The 20,237-nt window shown below is 35.4% G+C and carries 23 protein-coding genes; 15 read left to right on the top strand and 8 right to left on the bottom strand.

Features of this window, described 5'->3' with window-relative positions:
• Positions 1 to 260 precede the first annotated feature (260 nt).
• A complete protein-coding gene (locus B5P42_RS18460) occupies positions 261 to 1,025 on the bottom strand; it encodes a DUF1836 domain-containing protein (RefSeq protein WP_113710029.1) in 765 nt (254 codons plus the stop codon).
• A gap of 257 nt (positions 1,026 to 1,282) precedes the next feature.
• Between B5P42_RS18460 and B5P42_RS18465 the strand changes: the two genes are divergently transcribed.
• The 3 genes from B5P42_RS18465 to B5P42_RS18475 all read left to right on the top strand — a co-directional run bounded on the left by B5P42_RS18465 (position 1,283) and on the right by B5P42_RS18475 (position 2,865).
• Complete coding sequence (locus B5P42_RS18465; RefSeq protein ID WP_002032604.1) at positions 1,283 to 1,732, top strand: hypothetical protein; 450 nt, start codon at positions 1,283 to 1,285, stop codon at positions 1,730 to 1,732.
• Positions 1,720 to 2,028, top strand: a complete 309-nt coding sequence (locus tag B5P42_RS18470; protein WP_000447767.1) for a YxcD family protein — start codon at positions 1,720 to 1,722, stop codon at positions 2,026 to 2,028. Before B5P42_RS18465 ends, B5P42_RS18470 begins: the two co-directional genes overlap by 13 nt.
• A 363-nt stretch (positions 2,029 to 2,391) precedes the next feature.
• Positions 2,392 to 2,865: a hypothetical protein gene (locus B5P42_RS18475; RefSeq protein WP_070143396.1), complete on the top strand. Its 474-nt coding sequence runs from the start codon at positions 2,392 to 2,394 to the stop codon at positions 2,863 to 2,865.
• A gap of 106 nt (positions 2,866 to 2,971) precedes the next feature.
• Here the strand turns inward: B5P42_RS18475 and B5P42_RS18480 are convergent, their stop codons facing one another.
• The 4 genes from B5P42_RS18480 to B5P42_RS18495 form a co-directional block, all read right to left on the bottom strand.
• On the bottom strand, positions 2,972 to 4,207 hold the full coding sequence (locus B5P42_RS18480; protein ID WP_113734869.1) for an NAD(P)/FAD-dependent oxidoreductase: 1,236 nt from the start codon (positions 4,205 to 4,207) through the stop codon (positions 2,972 to 2,974).
• Positions 4,204 to 4,536 (bottom strand): (2Fe-2S)-binding protein, encoded by a 333-nt coding sequence (locus B5P42_RS18485; RefSeq protein WP_113734870.1) that lies wholly within the window; start codon positions 4,534 to 4,536, stop codon positions 4,204 to 4,206. Before B5P42_RS18485 ends, B5P42_RS18480 begins: the two co-directional genes overlap by 4 nt.
• The gene (locus tag B5P42_RS18490; RefSeq protein ID WP_002012972.1) at positions 4,533 to 4,805 is read right to left on the bottom strand and encodes a (2Fe-2S)-binding protein; all 273 of its coding nucleotides are present in this window, start codon (positions 4,803 to 4,805) and stop codon (positions 4,533 to 4,535) included. Before B5P42_RS18490 ends, B5P42_RS18485 begins: the two co-directional genes overlap by 4 nt.
• Positions 4,806 to 4,878: 73 nt before the next feature.
• On the bottom strand, positions 4,879 to 6,540 hold the full coding sequence (locus tag B5P42_RS18495; protein ID WP_113734871.1) for a sigma-54 interaction domain-containing protein: 1,662 nt from the start codon (positions 6,538 to 6,540) through the stop codon (positions 4,879 to 4,881).
• A gap of 182 nt (positions 6,541 to 6,722) precedes the next feature.
• Here B5P42_RS18495 and B5P42_RS18500 point away from each other — a divergent pair, with 182 nt between their 5' ends.
• From B5P42_RS18500 to B5P42_RS18530, 7 genes are all read left to right on the top strand, one after another.
• A complete protein-coding gene (locus B5P42_RS18500; RefSeq protein ID WP_113734872.1) occupies positions 6,723 to 7,898 on the top strand; it encodes an NAD(P)/FAD-dependent oxidoreductase in 1,176 nt (391 codons plus the stop codon).
• Positions 7,895 to 8,932: a proline racemase family protein gene (locus B5P42_RS18505; RefSeq protein ID WP_113734873.1), complete on the top strand. Its 1,038-nt coding sequence runs from the start codon at positions 7,895 to 7,897 to the stop codon at positions 8,930 to 8,932. The genes B5P42_RS18500 and B5P42_RS18505 overlap by 4 nt, the downstream gene beginning before the upstream one ends.
• Positions 8,929 to 9,870, top strand: coding sequence for a proline racemase family protein (locus B5P42_RS18510; protein ID WP_113734874.1), 942 nt, complete (start codon positions 8,929 to 8,931; stop codon positions 9,868 to 9,870). The genes B5P42_RS18505 and B5P42_RS18510 overlap by 4 nt, the downstream gene beginning before the upstream one ends.
• Before the next feature lie 23 nt (positions 9,871 to 9,893).
• The gene (dapA, locus tag B5P42_RS18515; protein WP_113734875.1) at positions 9,894 to 10,790 is read left to right on the top strand and encodes a 4-hydroxy-tetrahydrodipicolinate synthase; all 897 of its coding nucleotides are present in this window, start codon (positions 9,894 to 9,896) and stop codon (positions 10,788 to 10,790) included.
• An 18-nt stretch (positions 10,791 to 10,808) separates the two neighbouring features.
• A complete protein-coding gene (locus B5P42_RS18520) occupies positions 10,809 to 12,293 on the top strand; it encodes an aldehyde dehydrogenase family protein (protein ID WP_061675061.1) in 1,485 nt (494 codons plus the stop codon).
• 132 nt (positions 12,294 to 12,425) lie between these two features.
• The gene (locus B5P42_RS18525) at positions 12,426 to 13,916 is read left to right on the top strand and encodes an alanine/glycine:cation symporter family protein (RefSeq protein WP_002012982.1); all 1,491 of its coding nucleotides are present in this window, start codon (positions 12,426 to 12,428) and stop codon (positions 13,914 to 13,916) included.
• A 125-nt stretch (positions 13,917 to 14,041) separates the two neighbouring features.
• Positions 14,042 to 14,407 carry a carboxymuconolactone decarboxylase family protein gene (locus tag B5P42_RS18530; protein WP_002085063.1) on the top strand — a complete coding sequence of 122 codons (366 nt, stop codon included), beginning with the start codon at positions 14,042 to 14,044 and terminating at the stop codon, positions 14,405 to 14,407.
• A 54-nt stretch (positions 14,408 to 14,461) separates the two neighbouring features.
• On the opposite strand, the gene B5P42_RS18535 is transcribed toward B5P42_RS18530, so the two are convergent.
• Positions 14,462 to 14,734, bottom strand: coding sequence for a P-loop NTPase family protein (locus tag B5P42_RS18535; RefSeq protein WP_002012986.1), 273 nt, complete (start codon positions 14,732 to 14,734; stop codon positions 14,462 to 14,464).
• Between the two features lie 91 nt (positions 14,735 to 14,825).
• A complete protein-coding gene (locus B5P42_RS18540; RefSeq protein WP_113735052.1) occupies positions 14,826 to 15,461 on the bottom strand; it encodes an HD domain-containing protein in 636 nt (211 codons plus the stop codon).
• 136 nt (positions 15,462 to 15,597) lie between these two features.
• On the opposite strand from B5P42_RS18540, the gene B5P42_RS18545 reads away from it, so the two are divergent.
• From B5P42_RS18545 to ppaC, 4 genes are all read left to right on the top strand, one after another.
• Complete coding sequence (locus tag B5P42_RS18545) at positions 15,598 to 16,101, top strand: GNAT family N-acetyltransferase (protein ID WP_113734876.1); 504 nt, start codon at positions 15,598 to 15,600, stop codon at positions 16,099 to 16,101.
• A gap of 263 nt (positions 16,102 to 16,364) precedes the next feature.
• Positions 16,365 to 16,880, top strand: coding sequence for a DinB family protein (locus B5P42_RS18550; RefSeq protein WP_113734877.1), 516 nt, complete (start codon positions 16,365 to 16,367; stop codon positions 16,878 to 16,880).
• Between the two features lie 423 nt (positions 16,881 to 17,303).
• Positions 17,304 to 17,969, top strand: a complete 666-nt coding sequence (locus B5P42_RS18555) for a lytic polysaccharide monooxygenase (protein ID WP_113734878.1) — start codon at positions 17,304 to 17,306, stop codon at positions 17,967 to 17,969.
• A 151-nt stretch (positions 17,970 to 18,120) separates the two neighbouring features.
• Complete coding sequence (gene ppaC / locus B5P42_RS18560) at positions 18,121 to 19,050, top strand: manganese-dependent inorganic pyrophosphatase (RefSeq protein ID WP_113734879.1); 930 nt, start codon at positions 18,121 to 18,123, stop codon at positions 19,048 to 19,050.
• A 131-nt stretch (positions 19,051 to 19,181) separates the two neighbouring features.
• Here the strand turns inward: ppaC and B5P42_RS18565 are convergent, their stop codons facing one another.
• Positions 19,182 to 19,370, bottom strand: coding sequence for a DUF4017 family protein (locus B5P42_RS18565; protein WP_113734880.1), 189 nt, complete (start codon positions 19,368 to 19,370; stop codon positions 19,182 to 19,184).
• 318 nt (positions 19,371 to 19,688) lie between these two features.
• On the opposite strand from B5P42_RS18565, the gene B5P42_RS18570 reads away from it, so the two are divergent.
• Positions 19,689 to 20,138 (top strand): DUF6884 domain-containing protein, encoded by a 450-nt coding sequence (locus B5P42_RS18570; RefSeq protein WP_113734881.1) that lies wholly within the window; start codon positions 19,689 to 19,691, stop codon positions 20,136 to 20,138.
• Positions 20,139 to 20,237: the final 99 nt, after the last annotated feature.

The raw sequence follows: 20,237 nt of genomic DNA on the forward strand, positions 1-20,237 counted from the left end.
ATTTATATAGGGGATTGCCATTTCAATTCTTTTATGTCTCTCATAAGTATTATAGTAAAGGATATAAGCCATGTTTTCATGAAGAGATAATGAAAAGATTATTAAAAATTTCTCATATATTAGTGAGAATAAAGGTGTCTACATAAAACTTTTTTAGTCTCCGAAAAAGTTCATGAAGGGCAATTTCGAATTTCATGTGAGCTTAATAGTACAAAAGATATATTGATATAAAAAAACAGGAGCAAATCTGCTCCTGTTTTTTAAGGTTTCACATCTAAATTTTGTAAAAATAACGTTGCTGAAACGTAACGTTTTGCTAGCATTTGTACATAAGCGGTATGTACAGAAAGTGTGGCGATAATAATAGCGTTACGAATTGCTTCGCGTTGTTCGTTATTAATTTGATCGAACTTACTTGCTATTTTATCAGCCTTTTCTTTTACGATATTTTCGATCGTATGAATTGTATCAGTAGCATTTAGTTGTAAGCAATTCCCTTGATTCAGTTCTTCAAATAAAGAAGAATAAGCTACATATAAATGAAGAGGATTAATTAAATCATCACTTCGATCGGCCGGGTCATTTACGATGAGTCGTAATAGTTTGCGAATAGATTCAAAATCAAGCGCTGTTTTTAAATCTTCGACAATGAATAGTAATGCTGCTTGTTCGATTGAGTATTTCTTCCCTTTTTGAGGGGAGCCAATCATTTCTTTTATATCTCGTTTCACCCAGTTTTGCATAGCAGTTACAGAGAAGCTCGTATTTTCAATCTGATTGCCAAGCGCAACTATTTCATTTAAAGAAAAACCGACGTCCGTATCGTCAATCTTAATCAGTTTTTCAAAAATAGGTGAAAGTGCGGTTGTAATAAAAGCTGTGACGCTTTGTCCGCTTTCAATATCTTTTTTATGTGACTTTGCCCAAGCTTCTTGTAAAATACCGAGAGGCTTTTTCGTATTCCATCCTCTTAGTGATAGAAGGAGGGTTGCCATTTCGTTTCGTGTGAGATGAAATGTTTCCATCTTTTCACCTCCAAAATTATAAAAAGTTCTTATGAACTTATAATATGTTTTGTTTCATTTAAAGTCAATTCCGTTTTGCTTAATTTTTCCTATGTCATGAAATTGTCGTAAGTAAATAATGCTTGCATATTTCGACAAAAGTTCATATAATAAGTTCATAAGAACCTTTAAAATGGTTTTAAAATAAATCTATCATTCTGAATTTACTAGAAAGGTAGATTTCACATATATCTATATAAAAGGAGAATGGATATAATATGTTGAAAAAACTTGTAGCAGTAATGACAGCATTCATGGTTATCTTTGGGGCTAGTAGCTTTATGTTCGTAGATCATGCGGCAGCGAAAAGTTACAAATCTGGTAAAAAATCATATACACCAAGTTCAGGTCAAAAGTCAAAAGTTGATTTAAACAAAAAAGATTCTAATGTGAATTCACAAAAAACGACAACTGATTCAAAAACAAAAGCAACAAACACAGCGCCAAAAAGTAATAAAGGTGGCTTTATGAAAGGCTTATTACTAGGTGGTCTTGGTGGTTTACTAATGGGTAGCTTATTTGCAAATATGGGAGCTCTTGGTTCTGTATTAGCGTTTATGGTAAATATGCTAGTAATGGCTGGTATCGTAATGTTAGCAGTTCGTGCATTTAAATACTTCAAAGATCAACGTAAGAAAAAGGCAGATGAAGTAGCATGGAAACAATAAAAATTTCTGAACAAGAACTTATAAATGCGCTTTGCGTATATATCGCTGAAAAAAGACAAGTTGGTCCAGAAGAAGTTTCAGTTGAACTAATGTATGATGATGACTACGGTTTCTCTGCAGAAGTAGAGGTAAATGGTCGCCAGCAAATTTTAATTCAAGCAAACTTAATCGAAGCACTACGCTTGTTGCTTGATCGAGAATACAACGTCAATTCATTTGCAGCAAGATTGCAACTTGAATTAGATGATGAAGAAGGCATTTACGCATTAGCGAAATTTAATAATAATGAACAATAAAACTGTTAGAGCTGTATGCTCTAACAGTTTTTTTATTTGGATTAATATTGCTAGTATGTTTCTTCTTTTAGAATAAAATCCAGTATTTCATGTGTCTTCAATTTAGTATTTGCATCATTTTATCTATCTAATCCAAAGTTGGCTATCCAAATAAATAATAATTTTGACATAAAACGACTTTTATTTATCTATTCGACGAATTGCGACAAATAAATCACAACTATATTTGATATGATATTTCAGAAATCTAATATTTTATTATTCAAAGCGAGGTAGAAGAGTGATGGTGTAATTTTTATTAGGTTAAGTCCTATTGATTTTTAAAATACAGTTGATTAATACATTAGAAAAGAAGGCGTAGTAATGATATTTTTTATGTTAGCTATTAGTGTAGGATTAATATTCTTTGTTCATTATATAACGAAACAAATGTTTAAATACGAAGCAAATCACCTAAGTTCAAAAAAACGCTTTTTAATAAATCTTTTGCAATTTGTTAGATTTGCACCAGTAATTGTATTACTTGTAATATGCATACTGGTATTAACAACTTTGCACACGAAAACAGGTATTCGACTATCTCATGCATGGTATGCTGCGCAATTTTGGGCTTATTATACGTTTTTGTATTGTATTTATATGATAACTAGGAAAAAACTGCTTCTTTTTTCAATGGTTATATCCTTAATTATGGCCATTTATTACACTCCGTTGTTCCACTTTGAAAACCAATTTATAGGATTGTATGTAATTGTCGCTGATATTTGCGGAATTTTAATGTTTATAAATTTATGGATGTCGATATCGAAAGTTTTAGTCGGAATGAAAAATAGGTAATACCTTTGGTTCCTGTAATTGACGTAATAGAAATACTAGATGTAGTACAAAAATTATAAAAAAGGCGGTGGAAATGAATCCACCGCCTTTTTTATATGCTAGTATTTCACGCTTTCATTTGTTGATTTTCTTCAAATGATTGAAAATCACGCCAAATCTCATTCATCTTTTGTCTACCAACATCAACCATCGGATTAAACTGAATCGCAGCTTGTTGACGCACAGTGTGGACATTTTGAATTGCTTGTTGCAAGTGTTGTTCAACCGAATTGGATGTTTGAATTGCTTGCTTCACGATTGAATATCCAGCGACTGTTCCTTGTGCCATCGCGATTTTCCCGCTTTCAATTCCAGTAATATTTCCAGCTACAAATAAACCTGGAAGAGGGGTTTCCATTTCTTCTGAATGAAGTGGAACATGGCCGCCTAATTCCGGAATGTAATGGAAAGGGCATCCTGCTACAGCGGCAAGCTCAGCAAGAGGGTATAAGCCACCGGCAATACAAACGAAGTCCGCCTCATATATCTCTTCTGATCCGTTAATAATATTCCCTTTAGAGTCAATGTTAGCAACACGAACACCTTCAACTTGTTCCGCTCCGATAATCTCAAGTGCAGCTTTACGAAGATGAAGCGGCGTCCCGTTTATTTTCATGCCGCTATTTGGATAAAATGTTAATCCAGCTTTTCGAATCCAATCATATTTCATAAAACGGCTACCTATACGTAGGAAGGGAGATGGGGCGAGGTGAGCCGCATTTAAGAGTGAGTTTAAAACTTCTTCTGGTTCACCGGCCTTTTGGCTTAATTCGCTTTTTTCAGGGAGTACAATATGATCCACTGTGATTCCAGCTAATTGCAATTCGTTTAAAATGGCGAATGACAAAATATTAGCACCGATAATGATTCCTTTTTTACCAACTTGAACGCGGTGAACATTTGTCATAACTTGAGCTGCGCCAATTGACATAACCCCTGGAAGTGTCCAGCCGGGTAGGGGAATAGAATACTCCGCAGCCCCAGTAGCAATTAGTACGAACGGTGCTTCTAGCGTACCGATATTTGTATGCACGAACCAAGACCGCTCATCTTCATCTAAGTTATATACGGAAACACCGCACCGAATATCGACTGAAAGGGATGTTGCTTCTTCATGAAGGCGCTTTGATTCTTCTATTCCGTTCCACCATTCCCCAGTAGGCTCTTGATGCAACTGTCCTAACAATCTCCCGCCCGGCTTCATAAATTCATCAATAACAAGTACGTTAAGTCCAAAACGTGCACAAGAGATGGAAGCTGATAATCCTGCTGGTCCTGCACCAATAATAATTACATCGATCATCGCTTTTTCACCATCGCTCTCACGACATTTGGATGTTGTTTTCCGCTTTCAACAACCATATCGTTTTCAACTACAGTTAAGCAAGCTCGTACATTCGTTTGATTGTTTACAGTCACGCGGCATTCAGAACAATGCCCGATATTACAATAAATACCTCGCGGAGTTCCGCTATCTTCATGCACTCTTAACGTTCTTATTCCGTTTGCAAGTAGAGCAGCCGCTATCGTTTCATGTCCATATGCTTCATATTGTTGACCATTAAATTGAAAATTGATACGCTGACTACTATTTAAACTACCTAAAATAGGGTGATGTGTAATTCTACTCATTGATTGTCACCTACCGCTCCAAAAGTAACTGCACGCACTGGCGGTTGATATTTTAATGGAATTTCATTTTGGGATATGTTAGGATTCGCATTTTCTACCATTCGTTCTATCGTCATTCTACATGTTCTACCGCCGCAAAAACCCATACCAGCACGTGTTCTTAGTTTTAGCTCACGAGCTGAGCAATTATATTCAGCAATTGTCGATTGAAGTTGTCCGTATGTAACTTCTTCACAACGACAAACAATTAAGTTCTCTTTATTCGTCATATGTATTCCTCCTCTAGTTCGGTTTACATAAATTATTATGCAAAAACTATGCCAATATAGAGGAGGAGAGGGATTATTGTAACCCCAGTCTTTTTAAACGGTTATATAAAGTGGCCCTTGTTACGCCAAGGTGTTTCGCACATTCTAATTTATTACCATCTAAAATGCGTAAAGCTCTTTCAATTACCTTTTTCTCGTGCTCATCCATTTCTTCTTGTAAAGAAAGAATCGTATTATTGTTGCTGAGTAATAGGGATTGAGCTGTATGATTGTCTAAAGTTTCATTTGTATGAAATGGTAAATATTCTTGTTTAATAATGCCGTCTGTCGCAAATACGACGAGTCTTTCAACTACGTTTCGGAGCTCGCGAATATTACCAGGCCAATTGTAATGAAGTAGTTCATGCATAATATTTGAAGGTAAGTCTCGAATAGGCCTGTTATAGTTTATTGAAAAATCGTTTAAAAAGTAGTACGTCAATTCGATAATATCCTCTCGTCTTTCGCGCAGCGGTGGAATAAGCAAGCTAACTACATTTAAGCGATAGTATAAATCTTCTCGGAAAGTTCCTTTTCTCATTTCTTCTTGTAAATCACGGTTTGTAGCAGCGATAATGCGGAAATCAATATTGATTTCTTTTTCTCCACCAACTCGGTAATACTTTCGTTCTTGCAGTACACGTAAAAGCTTCACTTGCATATCGAGCGGCATTTCGCCTATTTCATCGAGGAATAAAGTACCGCCTTGTGCAAGTTCTATTTTACCTTTCTTACCTTTACTATTTGCACCAGAAAACGCCCCGCGCTCGTAACCAAATAATTCACTTTCAAATAACGCTTCTGGGATTGCGCCGCAGTTAATTGAAATGAAAGGGGCATTTGCTGTTTCGCTTGCTTCATGAATCGCTTTCGCAAACACTTCTTTTCCAACTCCGCTTTCTCCGAGTATTAAAACCGTGGATTTCACTGAACAAACCTTTCTAGCTAATTGAATCGTTCTTTGTATAACAGGGCTTTTTCCATTCATCGCAAGGAAAGGATCGGATGTATCTTTATATTTTGCTACTTCTTGTTCTAAACGGTGCATTTCATGCGACATATTAAATAGTTTTTCATTTAATACGACTTGATTTGTAACATCCGTTTCTGAAACGACTGCTCCAATAATTTTATCGTTGCAATAAACTGGGTTTGAATTAATTAATACGAACAAATCTGGACGTGGCTGATGGAACTGAGCAATTATGCTTTTTCCGTCATGTAATGATTGCAGAATTTCTAAATCTTTATAATCAAAAAAACGGGTGATGGGTTGTCCGATAATTTCATTATGGTTCACTGAAAAAATCTTTTCAGCGCCATCTGTCCAAGTACGAACGCATTCTTTATCGTCGATGACTGTAACAGAAGAATCAGACGTTTGAATAACAGTGTTATAAAAAGCTAGTAGATCATTGTAAGACGTATAAAGAAATGGAATCATTTGTTGAGCAGTTACACAGCATATAGGATCTAGATTTTCGTTCACAATTACAACTGCCGAATTGTTAGAAAAAGCTTCGATTAACGTAGTGAAAGAGTCCTCTTCATAAATAACTGCGCAACTACATTCTTCAGTAGATGAAGGAAGGTAATAAAAATTTTTACCTTCCTGTTTCATGTGCTGAATGGTGCTTGTACGATCAATTGATAAAATTTTTATAAACTCTTTTATTGTTGGAAATGAAAATGTCATAGTGTCCTCCTGGTATGTATAAAAATTTAGACAGTGATAAAGAAATAATACACCTATTTACGATAAATTTAAAATATTTTTACAAATAAAAATTATTTCATATAAATAGTTCTGTATGTAGAGTTGGCACACCAATTGCATAAATAGAAAGTGAGAGATTTAGGAGAAAGGAGGGGTGCTATGTGAGACACTGTGACGTTTTAATAATAGGCGGTGGTATTATAGGATGTTCTATCGCTTATTACACATCAAAATACGGAAGAGACGTAACAATCATTGAAAAAGGGGAATTTGTCAGTGGAACGTCTTCACGGTGTGACGGGAACATTTTGGCGATTGATAAAGACCCAGGGTTTGATAGTCAAATGTCGTTAGTAAGTCAAAATTTAGTAACTGAATTAAGTGAAGAATTGGAGCACTCATTTGAATATAGAGCGCCAGGAAGCATTCTCGTTTGTGAATCAGACGAAGAGATGGAGGCAGCGCAGCAATGGGTAAATCGTCAAAAAGAGGCTGGTTTACCATTTCGAATGCTTGATAGGCAAGATATAAAAGAAGAATCACCATTTTTTGCAGATGATTTATTAGGCGGTTTAGAATGTGCAACGGATTCAACTGTAAATCCATATCTTCTTGCTTTTTCACTTCTTGCAGAATCGAAGAAATTTGGTACAAAAGCTTTTAATCATACAGAAGTTAAAGAAGTGAAAAGAGATATAGACGGCTCCTTTATTGTAGAAACGACAAATGGAACGTTTACTGCGAAACAAGTTGTAAACGCAGCCGGTGTGTGGGCTCCTAAAATTGGGCAGATGTTAGATGTGGATATCCCAATCGAACCGAGAAAAGGGCATATTATTGTAGCTTCAAGGCAACAACACGTAGGTTGCCGTAAAGTAATGGAATTTGGTTATTTAATTTCTAAATTTGGTGGAAAACGAAAAGTGGATGCTTTAACTGAAAAGTATGGGGTGGCACTTGTATTTGAACCGACAGAAAGCCAAAATTTTTTAATTGGTAGTAGTAGAGAGTTTGTAGGTTTTCATACGAAGATAAATAACGAGGTTATTAAATGTATTGCGAATAGAGCAATTCGTTTTTATCCGAAAATGGCAGATATGATGGTGATTCGTTCATATGCTGGATTACGCCCGTGGACAGAAGATCATTTGCCGATAATTTCACGAGTGGAACATATTCCGAATTATTTTATTGCAGCAGGACATGAAGGTGATGGAATTAGTCTTGCGGCAGTTACTGGGAAAGTGATTGAAGAGTTATTAAATGAAAAAGAAACAATCATTCCTATTGAACCACTTCGTTTGAGTCGTTTTACAGAAAGGGTGTTAAACGGATGAGGTCACAAAGAGTCTTTACGACGATTGATACACATACGGGCGGGAATCCAACGAGGACATTAATTAGCGGACTTCCTAAGTTAATTGGAGAGACGATGGCAGAGAAGATGTTACATATGAAAAAGGAGTATGACTGGATTCGTAAATTGTTAATGAATGAGCCACGTGGTCATGATGTAATGTCAGGGGCACTATTAACAGATCCGTGTCATCCTGAAGCTGATATAGGTGTTATATACATAGAGACGGGTGGATATTTGCCGATGTGTGGCCACGATACAATTGGTGTATGTACAGCTTTAGTTGAATCAGGTTTAATTCCAGTAGTTGAACCGATTACTTCCTTAAAGCTAGATACGCCAGCTGGCTTAGTTGAAGTAGATATTTCTGTTCAAGATGGGAAAGCGAAAGAAGTCTCTTTCTGTAACATACCAGCTTTTTTACTGAAAAATATTTCTGTACACGTCGAAGAAGTTGGAACTGTAGAGGCTGATATTGCGTATGGAGGTAATTTTTATGCCATTATCGATGCGAAGGCAGTTGGTCTAGAGCTAGTGCCAGAAAATGCTTCTACAATCATTGATAAGGCGATTCATATTAGAAATACAATTAATGAGAAATTTGAAATCATTCATCCAGAGTATTCGTTTATAAGAGGATTAACACATATTGAATTTTACACAGATCCTACTCATGAAAGTGCGCATGTGAAAAATACAGTTGTTGTTCCACCAGGGGGAATTGATCGATCTCCATGTGGTACAGGAACATCAGCGAAGTTAGCTGTATTATACGCTCATAAAAAAATTGACATCGATGAAGAATTTGTTCATGAGAGTATTGTGGGTTCTCTATTTAAAGGGTGTGTCATGAATACAACATATGTCGAAAATATTGAAGCTGTAGTAACGAAAATTACGGGATCAGCTTGGCTTATGGGCATGCATAGATTTTTTTACAATGAAAAGGATCCACTTAAAGAAGGCTTTTTGCTAATTCCGCCGATGGAACATGAAACGGAGGATGTAAAATGAGCATTCAAAAAATGTATACAGCAGTAGACGTACACGTAGCTGGCGAAGCATTTCGTGTAATTAAAGACCTACCATGCAAATACTACTACAGTTTGGAGCAATTAAATGAACAATTTTCAGGCGATTTAGCAGAAGAAATGAAACTCTTATTAAATGAACCACGTGGTTTTATCGGCTTAAATGGATGTATTGTCGTTCCTTCTATTCATAATGAAGTGGATGCAGCTGTATTATTTTTTAATCATGAAGGATCCATTCCTCTTCATTATGGAGGTATTGTCGCGGTAATAACGATGTTACTAGAAAGTGGATATTTAAAAAAGAGAGAGTCTAATCAATACAAAATTGAAACGCTATCTGGAATATTTTCAGTCCATGCCTATGTAGAGGATGATGAAGTTATATCTGTCTCGTTTGAAAGCAAACTATGCTATATGATTGAGGAAAATTTAAAGGTTGGTAATATAAGTTACGCTCTCATACAAGCAGATAAAGTATATGCAGTTGTAGACAAGGATACGTATTCGCCAGAAATCTGTATTGAAAACATCTCTGAACTAAAAAAATGGGGTGAAGCTACACTTCAAGCTATACAAAAACAGTCACTTATAAAAAGACTTATTTTAGTAGATTCTACGCAAAAAGAAAAGAACCATATAAAGTCGATTACATTTCATGAAGATAACTTTATAGTACGTTCACCAGGTTTTGTTTCTACTATTGTGTCTTATGTTCATACATTATTTAAAAATGATTATATAGCGGATAAACCTTTTAAAAATGAAAGTATTTTTAATAGCTTTATAACAGTAGAAAAAGTGAAAAAAGAAGAACTCGGATACATTTTTCGATTTGAAAGTAGAGGGTTTATTACAGGTATGCAAACATTTATATTAGATCCTACTGATCCGTTTCCAACAGGTTTCTTATTAAAATAATATGTTAAAGGGAGAGAATAAAGATGCAAAAAATTAAAGGGGCATTTCCAGTATTAATAACACCGATGGATGAATTTCAAGAGATTGATTGGAAAGGCGTAAAACAAAACGTAAACTACTTTATTGAGCAAAAGGTAGCTGGAATTATTATTAATGGAAGTACAGGGGAATTTGTTAGTTTATCAAAAGAAGAACGATTTAACATGGTAGAAACAGTATTAAAAGAAGTTGATAGCCGTATTCCTGTCATTGTTGGAACTGCTGCAGAGACGACGAAAGAAACGATTGAATATACGAAACATGCAGAAGCGCACGGAGCGGATTGCGCATTAATTATAAACTCTTACTATTGTAAACCGAAGGAAGAGGAGATTTATTTTCATTTTAAAGAAATCTCAAACGCTGTAAATATACCAATTATGCTATACAATAACCCATTTACTTCTGGTGTTGATATGAGCACAGAGTTAATGCTCCGTATTGGAAAAGAGTGTGAAAATGTTACACATATTAAAGAATCTAGCGGAGATATTCGAAAAGCGAGAGATTTAGTAAGACAAGGTGAAGGTGCTTTCCAAGTCTTCTGCGGATCTGAAGATTTAGTTATGGAATCTTATTTAGTTGGTGCATCGGGATGGGTTTCAGTAGCCGGAAATACCGTTCCAGGACTCGTTACGAAAATGTATGAGCATTTTCAAAATGGTGAATTAGAAAAAGCGTGGGAAATGAACGATGCTATTTTACCTCTTTGTGAGTTTCTTGAAGGATCAGGAAAGTATGTGCAAATCGTTAAACGTTCAATGGAATTACATGGGCAAGTCGGAGGACCTTCACGTTATCCGAGATTAGGATTAACTGAAGAAGAAGATCAAAAGCTTCAAGCTATTCTACTAGAAATTGCAGCTCATGCAGCTGTTTAAATAAGGAGGAGAGTATATATGTTAACGACAAACATTGAGCTGAAACCAAAAGTGAAAGCGTTTTTAAATGAAGAAATTAAAATGTTTATTAATGGTGAATTTGTTTCTTCAATAAGTGGAAAGACGTTTGAAACATACAATCCAGCAACAGAAGATGTTCTAGCAGTCGTATGTGAAGCGCAAGAAGAAGATGTTGATGTCGCAGTAAAAGCGGCAAGATTTGCTTTTGAATCAGGCCCGTGGGCAGAGATGACTACTGCTGAAAGAGCACACCTTATTTATAAATTAGCAGATTTAATTGAAGAGCATAGAGAAGAATTAGCACAGCTGGAAGCTTTAGATAATGGAAAACCATATCAAGTAGCACTTGATGATGATATTTCAGCGACTGTAGAAAATTACCGCTATTACGCGGGATGGGCTACAAAAATTATTGGTCAAACCATTCCAATTTCAAAAGACTATTTAAATTACACACGCCATGAACCGGTTGGCGTTGTAGGTCAAATTATCCCGTGGAATTTTCCGCTCGTTATGTCTTCTTGGAAAATGGGAGCCGCTCTTGCGACGGGTTGTACGATTGTATTAAAACCAGCAGAGCAAACACCTTTATCTTTACTATATACAGCGAAGCTTTTTAAAGAAGCTGGTTTTCCAAACGGTGTCGTAAACTTTGTACCAGGTTTCGGTCCTGAAGCAGGATCGGCAATTGTAAACCATCATGATATTGATAAAGTAGCTTTCACAGGTTCAACAGTTACAGGGAAATATATTATGCGTCAATCTGCAGAAACAATTAAACATGTAACGTTAGAACTTGGTGGTAAGTCACCAAACATCATTTTAGAAGACGCTGACTTAGAAGAAGCGATTAACGGTGCGTTCCAAGGCATTATGTATAATCATGGTCAAAATTGTAGCGCAGGATCTCGAGTTTTCGTTCATCGGAAACATTATGAAACAGTCGTAAATGAACTTGTAAAAATGGCGAATGACGTGAAGCTAGGGGCAGGTATGGAGGCGGAAACTGAAATGGGACCGCTCGTATCTAAAAAACAACAAGAGCGTGTGCTAAATTACATTGAACAAGGAAAATCTGAAGGTGCTACTGTTGCAGCTGGTGGTAAACGTGCATTTGAAAAAGGTTATTTTGTACAGCCAACAGTATTCACAAATGTTACAGACGATATGACAATCGTTAAGGAAGAAATTTTCGGACCAGTTGTCGTTGTACTCCCGTTCGATTCGACAGAAGAAGTAATTGAAAGAGCAAATCGCTCGTCTTACGGGCTTGCTGCGGGCGTATGGACACAAAATATTAAAACAGGGCATCAAGTGGCCAATAAATTAAAGGCAGGAACAGTGTGGATTAATGATTATAACTTAGAAAATGCTGCTGCACCATTTGGTGGATATAAGCAATCTGGTATCGGACGTGAATTAGGTTCATACGCCCTTGATAACTATACAGAAGTGAAAAGTGTTTGGGTAAATATAAAGTAATAGAGAGTCTAACTGTTAATAAATAGAGGGATGAAATAATGAGAGATGCGGACAACTGGAAGGTTTAATAATAGTTGTCCGTTTTCTTATATATAAAATTGCTTTTTCAAAAGAATTATAAGGGGGATTTGGATGGAGCAGTTAGTAGAATGGTTAGTAGGGCAAGTTTGGAGTATTGGCTTAGTTGTTTTCGCATTAGGAGCAGGAGTGTATTTCACAATTGCAACTCGTTTTTTACAAATTCGCTATTTTAAGGAGATGATTAAACTATTATTTGAAGGGAAGAGTTCGGAGACTGGGATATCATCCTTTCAAGCATTTTGTTTGGCGTTATCAGGTAGGGTTGGAATTGGTAATATCGCAGGAGTAGCGACAGCTATCGCTTTCGGCGGACCTGGAGCTGTATTTTGGATGTGGGTGATGGCATTATTAGGAGCAGCTAGTGCATTTGTTGAATCAACATTAGCACAAGTATATAAAAGTAAAGTAGGCAATGAATACCGTGGTGGTACGCCATATTTCATTGAGAAAGGCTTGAAAATGAAATGGTTTGCGGTCATTGTAGCGGTCGTTGTAACACTATCATATGGCGTTTTATTACCAGGTATTCAATCGAGTAGTATCGCAGTTGGATTTGAAAATTCTAATGGTATTAGCAAATATATAACTGGTATATTGTTAGTCGTATTATTAGCAGCTATCATTTTTGGTGGCGTAAAGAGAATTGCGGGCGTTTCTCAAATGCTAGTTCCATTTATGGCAATTGGTTATGTAATTGTTACATGTATCGTATTAATTGCGAATGTAACGGAAATTCCAAGTATGTTTGCTTTAATTTTCTCAAGTGCTTTTGGTGTAAATGAAATGTTTGGCGGCATTGTCGGCGCAGCTATTGCATGGGGAGTAAAGCGTGCTGTATTTTCAAACGTCGCTGGTGTTGGGGAAGCGACATATAGCTCCGCTGCTGCTGAAGTATCACATCCTGCAAAACAAGGGCTAGTTCAAGCGTTTTCTGTATATATTGATACCATTGTAGTATGTACAGCGACAGCTCTTATGATATTAATAACAGGTATGTATAATGTAATACCTGAAGGGAAAAGCGCTATTGTAAAGAATATAGGGAATGTAGATGCAGGTCCAATCTATACACAACAAGCAGTTGAAACTGTTATGACAGGATTTGGTCCAATATTTATTTCAATCGCAATCTTCTTCTTTGCATTTACAACTTTACTCGCGTACTACTATATCGCTGAAACGACACTCACTTATTTAGATCGTGACCTCAAATATAGCTGGTTAAAACCAGTTTTGAAAATTGGGTTTTTAATTATGGTTTACATCGGTAGCGTAGAATCAGCGTCGCTATTATGGAACCTTGGAGATTTAGGAATCGGTAGTATGGCATGGTTAAACTTAATCGCGATTCTATTATTAAGTAAAACGGCATTAAAAGTGTTAAAAGACTATGAAACGCAGAAAAAAGAAGGGAAAGATCCAGTGTTTGATCCTAAAAATGTGGGAATTGAAGGTTTAACATTTTGGGAAGAAAGAAGTAAAGAGGTTGAAAGGAAAAATTCTAAAGAAAAAGTGTCAGTAGATAATGGGCTGAAACTGTAGAGGTGCAAATTTAAAAGTGAAATAAACTGAAAATTCTTTCTATTTTTCAAAGTAAATATTTGTATATGTCCTTCATTTTATCTCATACTAAAGTAAGTGTGAATAAAATGAATGGAGGATATACGATGGAAAATCAACAATATGGCTCTATAAATGATGTATTACTTGATTATAAAGAAGGTATAGGGAATTTTACGCAACAAATCCCTGAAATTGCAGAAACATATAACGCTTTTACACAAGCATGTTTTCAGGAGGGTACATTAACTAAAAGAGAAAAGCAGCTCATTGCATTAGGGATTAGTTTAGCAACACAAGACGAATATTGTACGATTTATCATACGAAGGGCTGTATTGACCAAGGATGTTCTGATAAAGAAATTTTAGAAGCTTGTGGTGTTTCAGCCGCGTTTGCTGGGGGAGCTGCAATGAGTCAGGCAGTAACCTTAGTACAAGAATGTCTGGTGGAATTGAAACATCAAAGTCATTAAACAAGAAAAAGCCCTCCTTAAAATATTCTTTTAAGGGGGGCTTTCTAGTTTAGTCTAATTTTTTTGAAAGAGTTTCAATTGTTTCATATAGTCGATAGCTTTTGTTTTATTACTCTGTTTAGAAACATAGTGTGCCTCGTTTAAATCTCTATAAAAACTATTAAATATTTCTTCAGAAAGTATGCCGTCAGAGATAGCTTTTTTTACTGCACAGTGTGGTTCATTTGTATGCGAACAATTAGAAAATTTACATTTCCGAGATATACCCGCAATATCTTCATATCCAAAATCAAAGTTACCTTTATGTTCTATCAAGTCAAATCCCATTTTACTAATAATTATTCCCTCCGATTTTGAAAGAGTTTTTTAGAATCATACATACAAATTCTATCGTTTTTAAGTTGTGTTTATTTTAATATTATATATTTTTATAAATCGATATCTCTATATTAGGGAGAAGTGTGTATATGCTCTTACCAATTAAAGATTCTAATTCTTTCTTAATTGCATAGAATCCCTTCCAATGTAAAGAAGTATGAGAGGTTGTGCCATGACGTAAACCAACTGAAATCAATCTTTTTTCAAGAGTAGTAAAGCCTTCCGCATCAGCAAGTGCGTCACAAAGGGTAATCACCTTATTGTATAAGTCGTAGTCACTGTTTTCATTCAATATTTCAATTAATCGGCTTTCCATATAATCAGGAACAATGCTCCACTCTGCCGCGATATCTAAATGCTCATTTTTGCAAGGAAATGAATGCGTCACACATATAATGGCGTTTCCTGTATACCCTAAATCATTCATATACATATAACCATCATAGGAATGAATAACAGATTTAGTAAAACCTTTATATCTTCCTATGTCATGCAGGAGGGCAGCGTTGTATGCTATATCAGCATCTAGGTCGTACCCATTATTAATAAGTTCAACAACTATCTTTTCAGTTGCAAGGGCAACATTACTTGAATGTTCGAACCATGGACCTGGGTTTTGTTCATATGCCCAATCCAGCAATTCTCTCGCGTATGTCCTGTCTAAAATGTATTTCATAAAGTCATCCTTTCCCCAAAAAATCATATCTTAAATAAATTCATCTTACTATTCAGTTATTCCTTCTTTAATTTTTTCTCTAATAATTAGTGATAATATACAAATATATATTGAGCGAACAAAAGGGGGAAAAGTAATGCGGAATTTAGTAATTGAAGAAATTAAGCAACTAGAAAATGATATTGAAGAGCTTTTTAAACTTTTGAAAACTGTAGTAGATGATGGGGCGTCAATTGGTTTTTTACCTCCACTGGAACAAAAAGAAGCAACAAATTATTGGCAAACTGTATTAGCACCAGAAGTGATATTGTATGTTGCTAAAATAAACAATGAAATGGCAGGAAGCATTCAATTACATCTAGTTACAAAGCCTAATGGGATCCATAGAGCCGAAATTTGTAAGTTAATGACTCATCCAAACTTTAGACGTAATGGCATTGGACGTTCACTTATGCAAAAAGCAGAGGAACGGGCAAAGCAAGAAAAAAGGTCTCTTTTATTGTTAGATACTAGAGAAGGAGATCCTTCCAATAGATTGTACAAATCATTAGATTATCAAGAAGTTGGAAAAATACCGGAATATGCAATTTCTCCGAATGGTGAGTTAGATGCAACGGTAATTTATTATAAAATGATTTAGTTTTTTATTTGAAAAGGGAGATAATTTCAAACGACATATTTGTTATTATGTCTGTGTGTTGATTAAAAAAAGATTGATAATTTAAAATAAAGTTTGATAAATCCCTGTATAATAGTTTCTTTCTTTTGACCCTTTACCTTCATCTGGAATGTTTAATTTAAAGGGCCAGTCTGTAGAGAATTTTAACAGTTTTTTTAGATTTTGATTTTGTTGAAGTCTTTGGTGAGTATTAAATGTTAATCTAAAAGATGGAGGGTGTTGTGATGTTAAAACTGTTTCAATATAACTGGCAAGTTCGTGATGAGTGGTTTACATTGTGCGAAGACATGCCGGATGAAGAACTAGTAAAGAAACGGGTCGGTGGGTTCGGCAGTATCCTGCATACCCTATTTCACATTGTAGATGTGGAATATATGTGGATCTTAGGGTTGCGTGGTGAATCATTGCTTGAGGAGCCATTGTTTGAAGAGTATGCCAGTTTACAAAAAGTGAAAAATCTTTCAGCTCAATACCACGAGAAAGTGAAGCCATTTGTGACCTCTTGGACAAATGAAATGGATTCTCGGAAACTTTCAAAAGCTGACTTCAATGAAGAGCCGATTAGCTCAAGAGACGCATCAATTAGGCGCCGAGTCATTGAATGTACACACGGAGAGATAATACGTCATGTCATTGTCCACGAAATCCACCATATCGGCCAGTTATCTATATGGGCACGTGAAATAGGAAAGGAGCCAGTTTCCGCAAACCTGAGAGGGAGAGGGCTATTTGATAACTAGACTACCTTTGCCAATTTCGTAATTGTACGCTTTAATGGCACAAGTATCAAGAAATGATCAATCTTTTTCAAAATCCACTTTTTCTATTTATTATTTTATCTAGGTTTATAGAGTTAATTTAATCAAACTTTTTTCAAAGCTACACTGTGATATATAATTGTAAGTAATCACTAACCACTTTAACGCCGTTTGTATTTTCAGACGGTGTTATAAGTATGTAACAATAAAACGACAAAATAAATAATAGATTTGATAACTGGTAATTAAAATGTGAAGAATAATTGATATTTTTGTAGCTAAACGAATTTGAGAAAGTTTTTAGAGGGTTCTTTTAGTAATGCTCCTCCACTTATAATGGATGTAGAGAAGATGACTAGGCAACTATAGTTATTTTCGTTTCATTTTTGGGAAGGGGATGAAAGAATGAAAAAGACAAGTTTACAAAAGATGAAAAAGGTTATGTTAAGTGGTGGGATATTACTTACGGGATTATTAACATTTGGATTTTCAGAAAAGGCTTCAGCTCATGGGTATGTGGAATCACCAGCGAGCCGATCTTATTTATGTAAGCAAGGGGTAAATGTAAATTGCGGTCCAGTTCAATATGAACCACAAAGTGTAGAAGGAATAGGCGGGTTTCCGCAATTAGGGCCTTCTGATGGACAAATTGCAGGTGCTGGTCATTTTCCTGCTTTAGACGCTCAATCAGTAGATAGGTGGAAGAAAGTTACGTTAAACGGCGGGACGAATACATTCAAGTGGAAACTAACGGCTCCTCATAGTACGAAAGAATGGAAATACTACATTACAAAGAAGGATTGGAATCCAAATATGCATTTAACAAGGTCTAGTTTAGATTTAGTGCCGTTCTATGTGAAAAATGATGGCGGAGTTAGACCGGGGACAACAGTAACGCATGAAGCAAATGTACCAACTGATCGTAGTGGCTACCATCTTATTTTAGCTGTTTGGGAGATTGCAGACACTGGAAATGCGTTTTATCAAGTTATTGATGTGAACCTTGTGAATAATGGTTTAAATTCCAATTTTGCGTTTAACAATGTAGTGCAAGTTCCTACACTATTTTAAATTAAATATACATTTTGATCATCTAATTCATTTTAGATGATTTTTTTTATGAAAAATATAGAAGAAACTGCAATTATTTATAAAAAAATGTGTCTAAAATATTGTCATATTTGCTTCTTTAAGATATCCTTTTCATGAAGAGGTGGAAAACATGGAAAAAGTACTAGTTTTCGGGCATAAAAACCCAGATACAGATGCAATTTGTTCTGCGATTGCTTATGCAGAATTGAAAAAAGAATTAGGAATGAATGCTGAGCCTGTACGTTTAGGCGAAATCAGTGGTGAAACTCAATTTGCGTTAGACTCTTTTAAAGTAGAAGGACCGCGTTTTGTTGAGACAGTAGCAAACGAAGTGGACAACGTTATTTTAGTTGACCATAACGAGCGTCAACAAAGTGCTAACGATATCGAATCTGTTCGTGTGTTAGAAGTTATTGACCATCACCGTATTGCTAACTTTGAAACAAGCGATCCTATTTACTACCGTTGTGAGCCAGTTGGATGTACAGCTACAATCTTAAACAAAATGTACAAAGAAAATGGCGTTACAATTCGTAAAGAAGTTGCTGGTTTAATGTTATCTGCAATCATTTCAGATTCTTTACTATTCAAATCTCCAACTTGCACAGAACAAGACGTAGCAGCAGCTCGTGAATTAGCGGAAATCGCTGGTGTAGATGCAGATAGCTACGGCTTAGAAATGTTAAAAGCTGGTGCTGACTTAAGCGGAAAAACAATGGAGCAATTAATCTCTCTTGACGCTAAAGAATTCCAAATGGGTAACGCGAAAGTTGAAATCGCACAAGTAAACGCTGTTGATACAAACGATGTTCTTGTACACCAAGCGGAACTTGAAAAAGTTATCTCTGCAGTAGTAGAAGAAAAAGGTTTAGACCTATTCTTATTCGTTGTAACTGATATCTTAACTAACGATTCTGTCGGTCTTGCGATCGGTAAAGAAGCAAACGTTGTTGAGAAAGCATACAACGTAACATTACAAAACAACACGGCTACTTTAAAAGGTGTTGTATCTCGTAAAAAACAAATCGTTCCTGTATTAACAGAAACATTCCAAGCTTAATATTATTGGGTATGGATAAACAGAAAGGACAAGTAGTCGGATTGGCTACTTGTCTTTTTTTATTATAAAATTACAGACGAGCCTATTAGATGGAAATAAAAAAGGATAGCAATAGCTATCCTACTTATCGTTTATTCATAAGATCGTTTCTTATTTATATAAAATGTAATAATAGCAGCAATAATGAAAATAGGTATTGCGTACGCTTGCCCAACAAAGAATTTCCAACCTACAGTATTATAGCCCTCAGATGCTGGAATGATAATCGCAATGATACAAACAATAATATAAGCTAATAATGCTGGGAGTATATTTCTCATAGTTGTTCACCTCCTTTTAATAATACATTTATATATTGTACTATTAAATAGCGATTGGGAGATTAAGTGTACTTGTTTTTACAAAATCTTTACAAATTCACTAAAGGATGAGGTGTCTGCATGCTGTATGAAAGTGACTTTAGTACGGTGTGTTTATGTAATAATACATATGCTTAATAGATTATTCTAAATAAATTAAACCAATTATAGAAGATAATATAATTTTTTCTTTCAATATTAGTATATAGTATTCTGTAAAAAAATGTACTGAAAAATTGATATTTAATAAGAAATATAGAAGCGGGGTAAGAAATAGCGATGAAAAGGTTATGCATAATTCCATGCGGAAAGAAGAAGGTTTGGGATAATTACCTAGATTACGGAGAGGCAGAGGCAAAAGATGTATATATTAGTCCATTCGGAAAAGCATGTCAGGCGTATGCAACTGAGTTTTTCGAGAACTGGGTTATATTATCAGCAAAGCATGGATTTTTAAGACCAAATGATATTGTAAAGGAAAACTATGATCTTGCATTTGATTCAAAGAGTGATGAGGTTATTAGTATTGAACAATTAAAGCAACAGATGATTGATAAAGATTTACTTCAGTTTGAAGAGATCGTCTTACTTGCGGGAAAGAAGCATAAAAAAGTAGTGACGAAGCTATATCCAGAAGAAATCATTACATATCCATTAGAAGATTGTAAAGGAATTGGGTATATGTTGCAGAGATTGAAGGGGGCTGTGGAAGGGCAGCAGGAAATATAGGCATGAATTAGTACTTGATTCAAATTATATCACATTTATACATTTAAAATAGACTATTAAACAAGCCTTTTTACGCTTTTAAACATAGAATATGATGAA

The organism is Bacillus sp. SRB_331, assembly GCF_003264175.1.
GTDB lineage: Bacteria > Bacillota > Bacilli > Bacillales > Bacillaceae_G > Bacillus_A > Bacillus_A mycoides.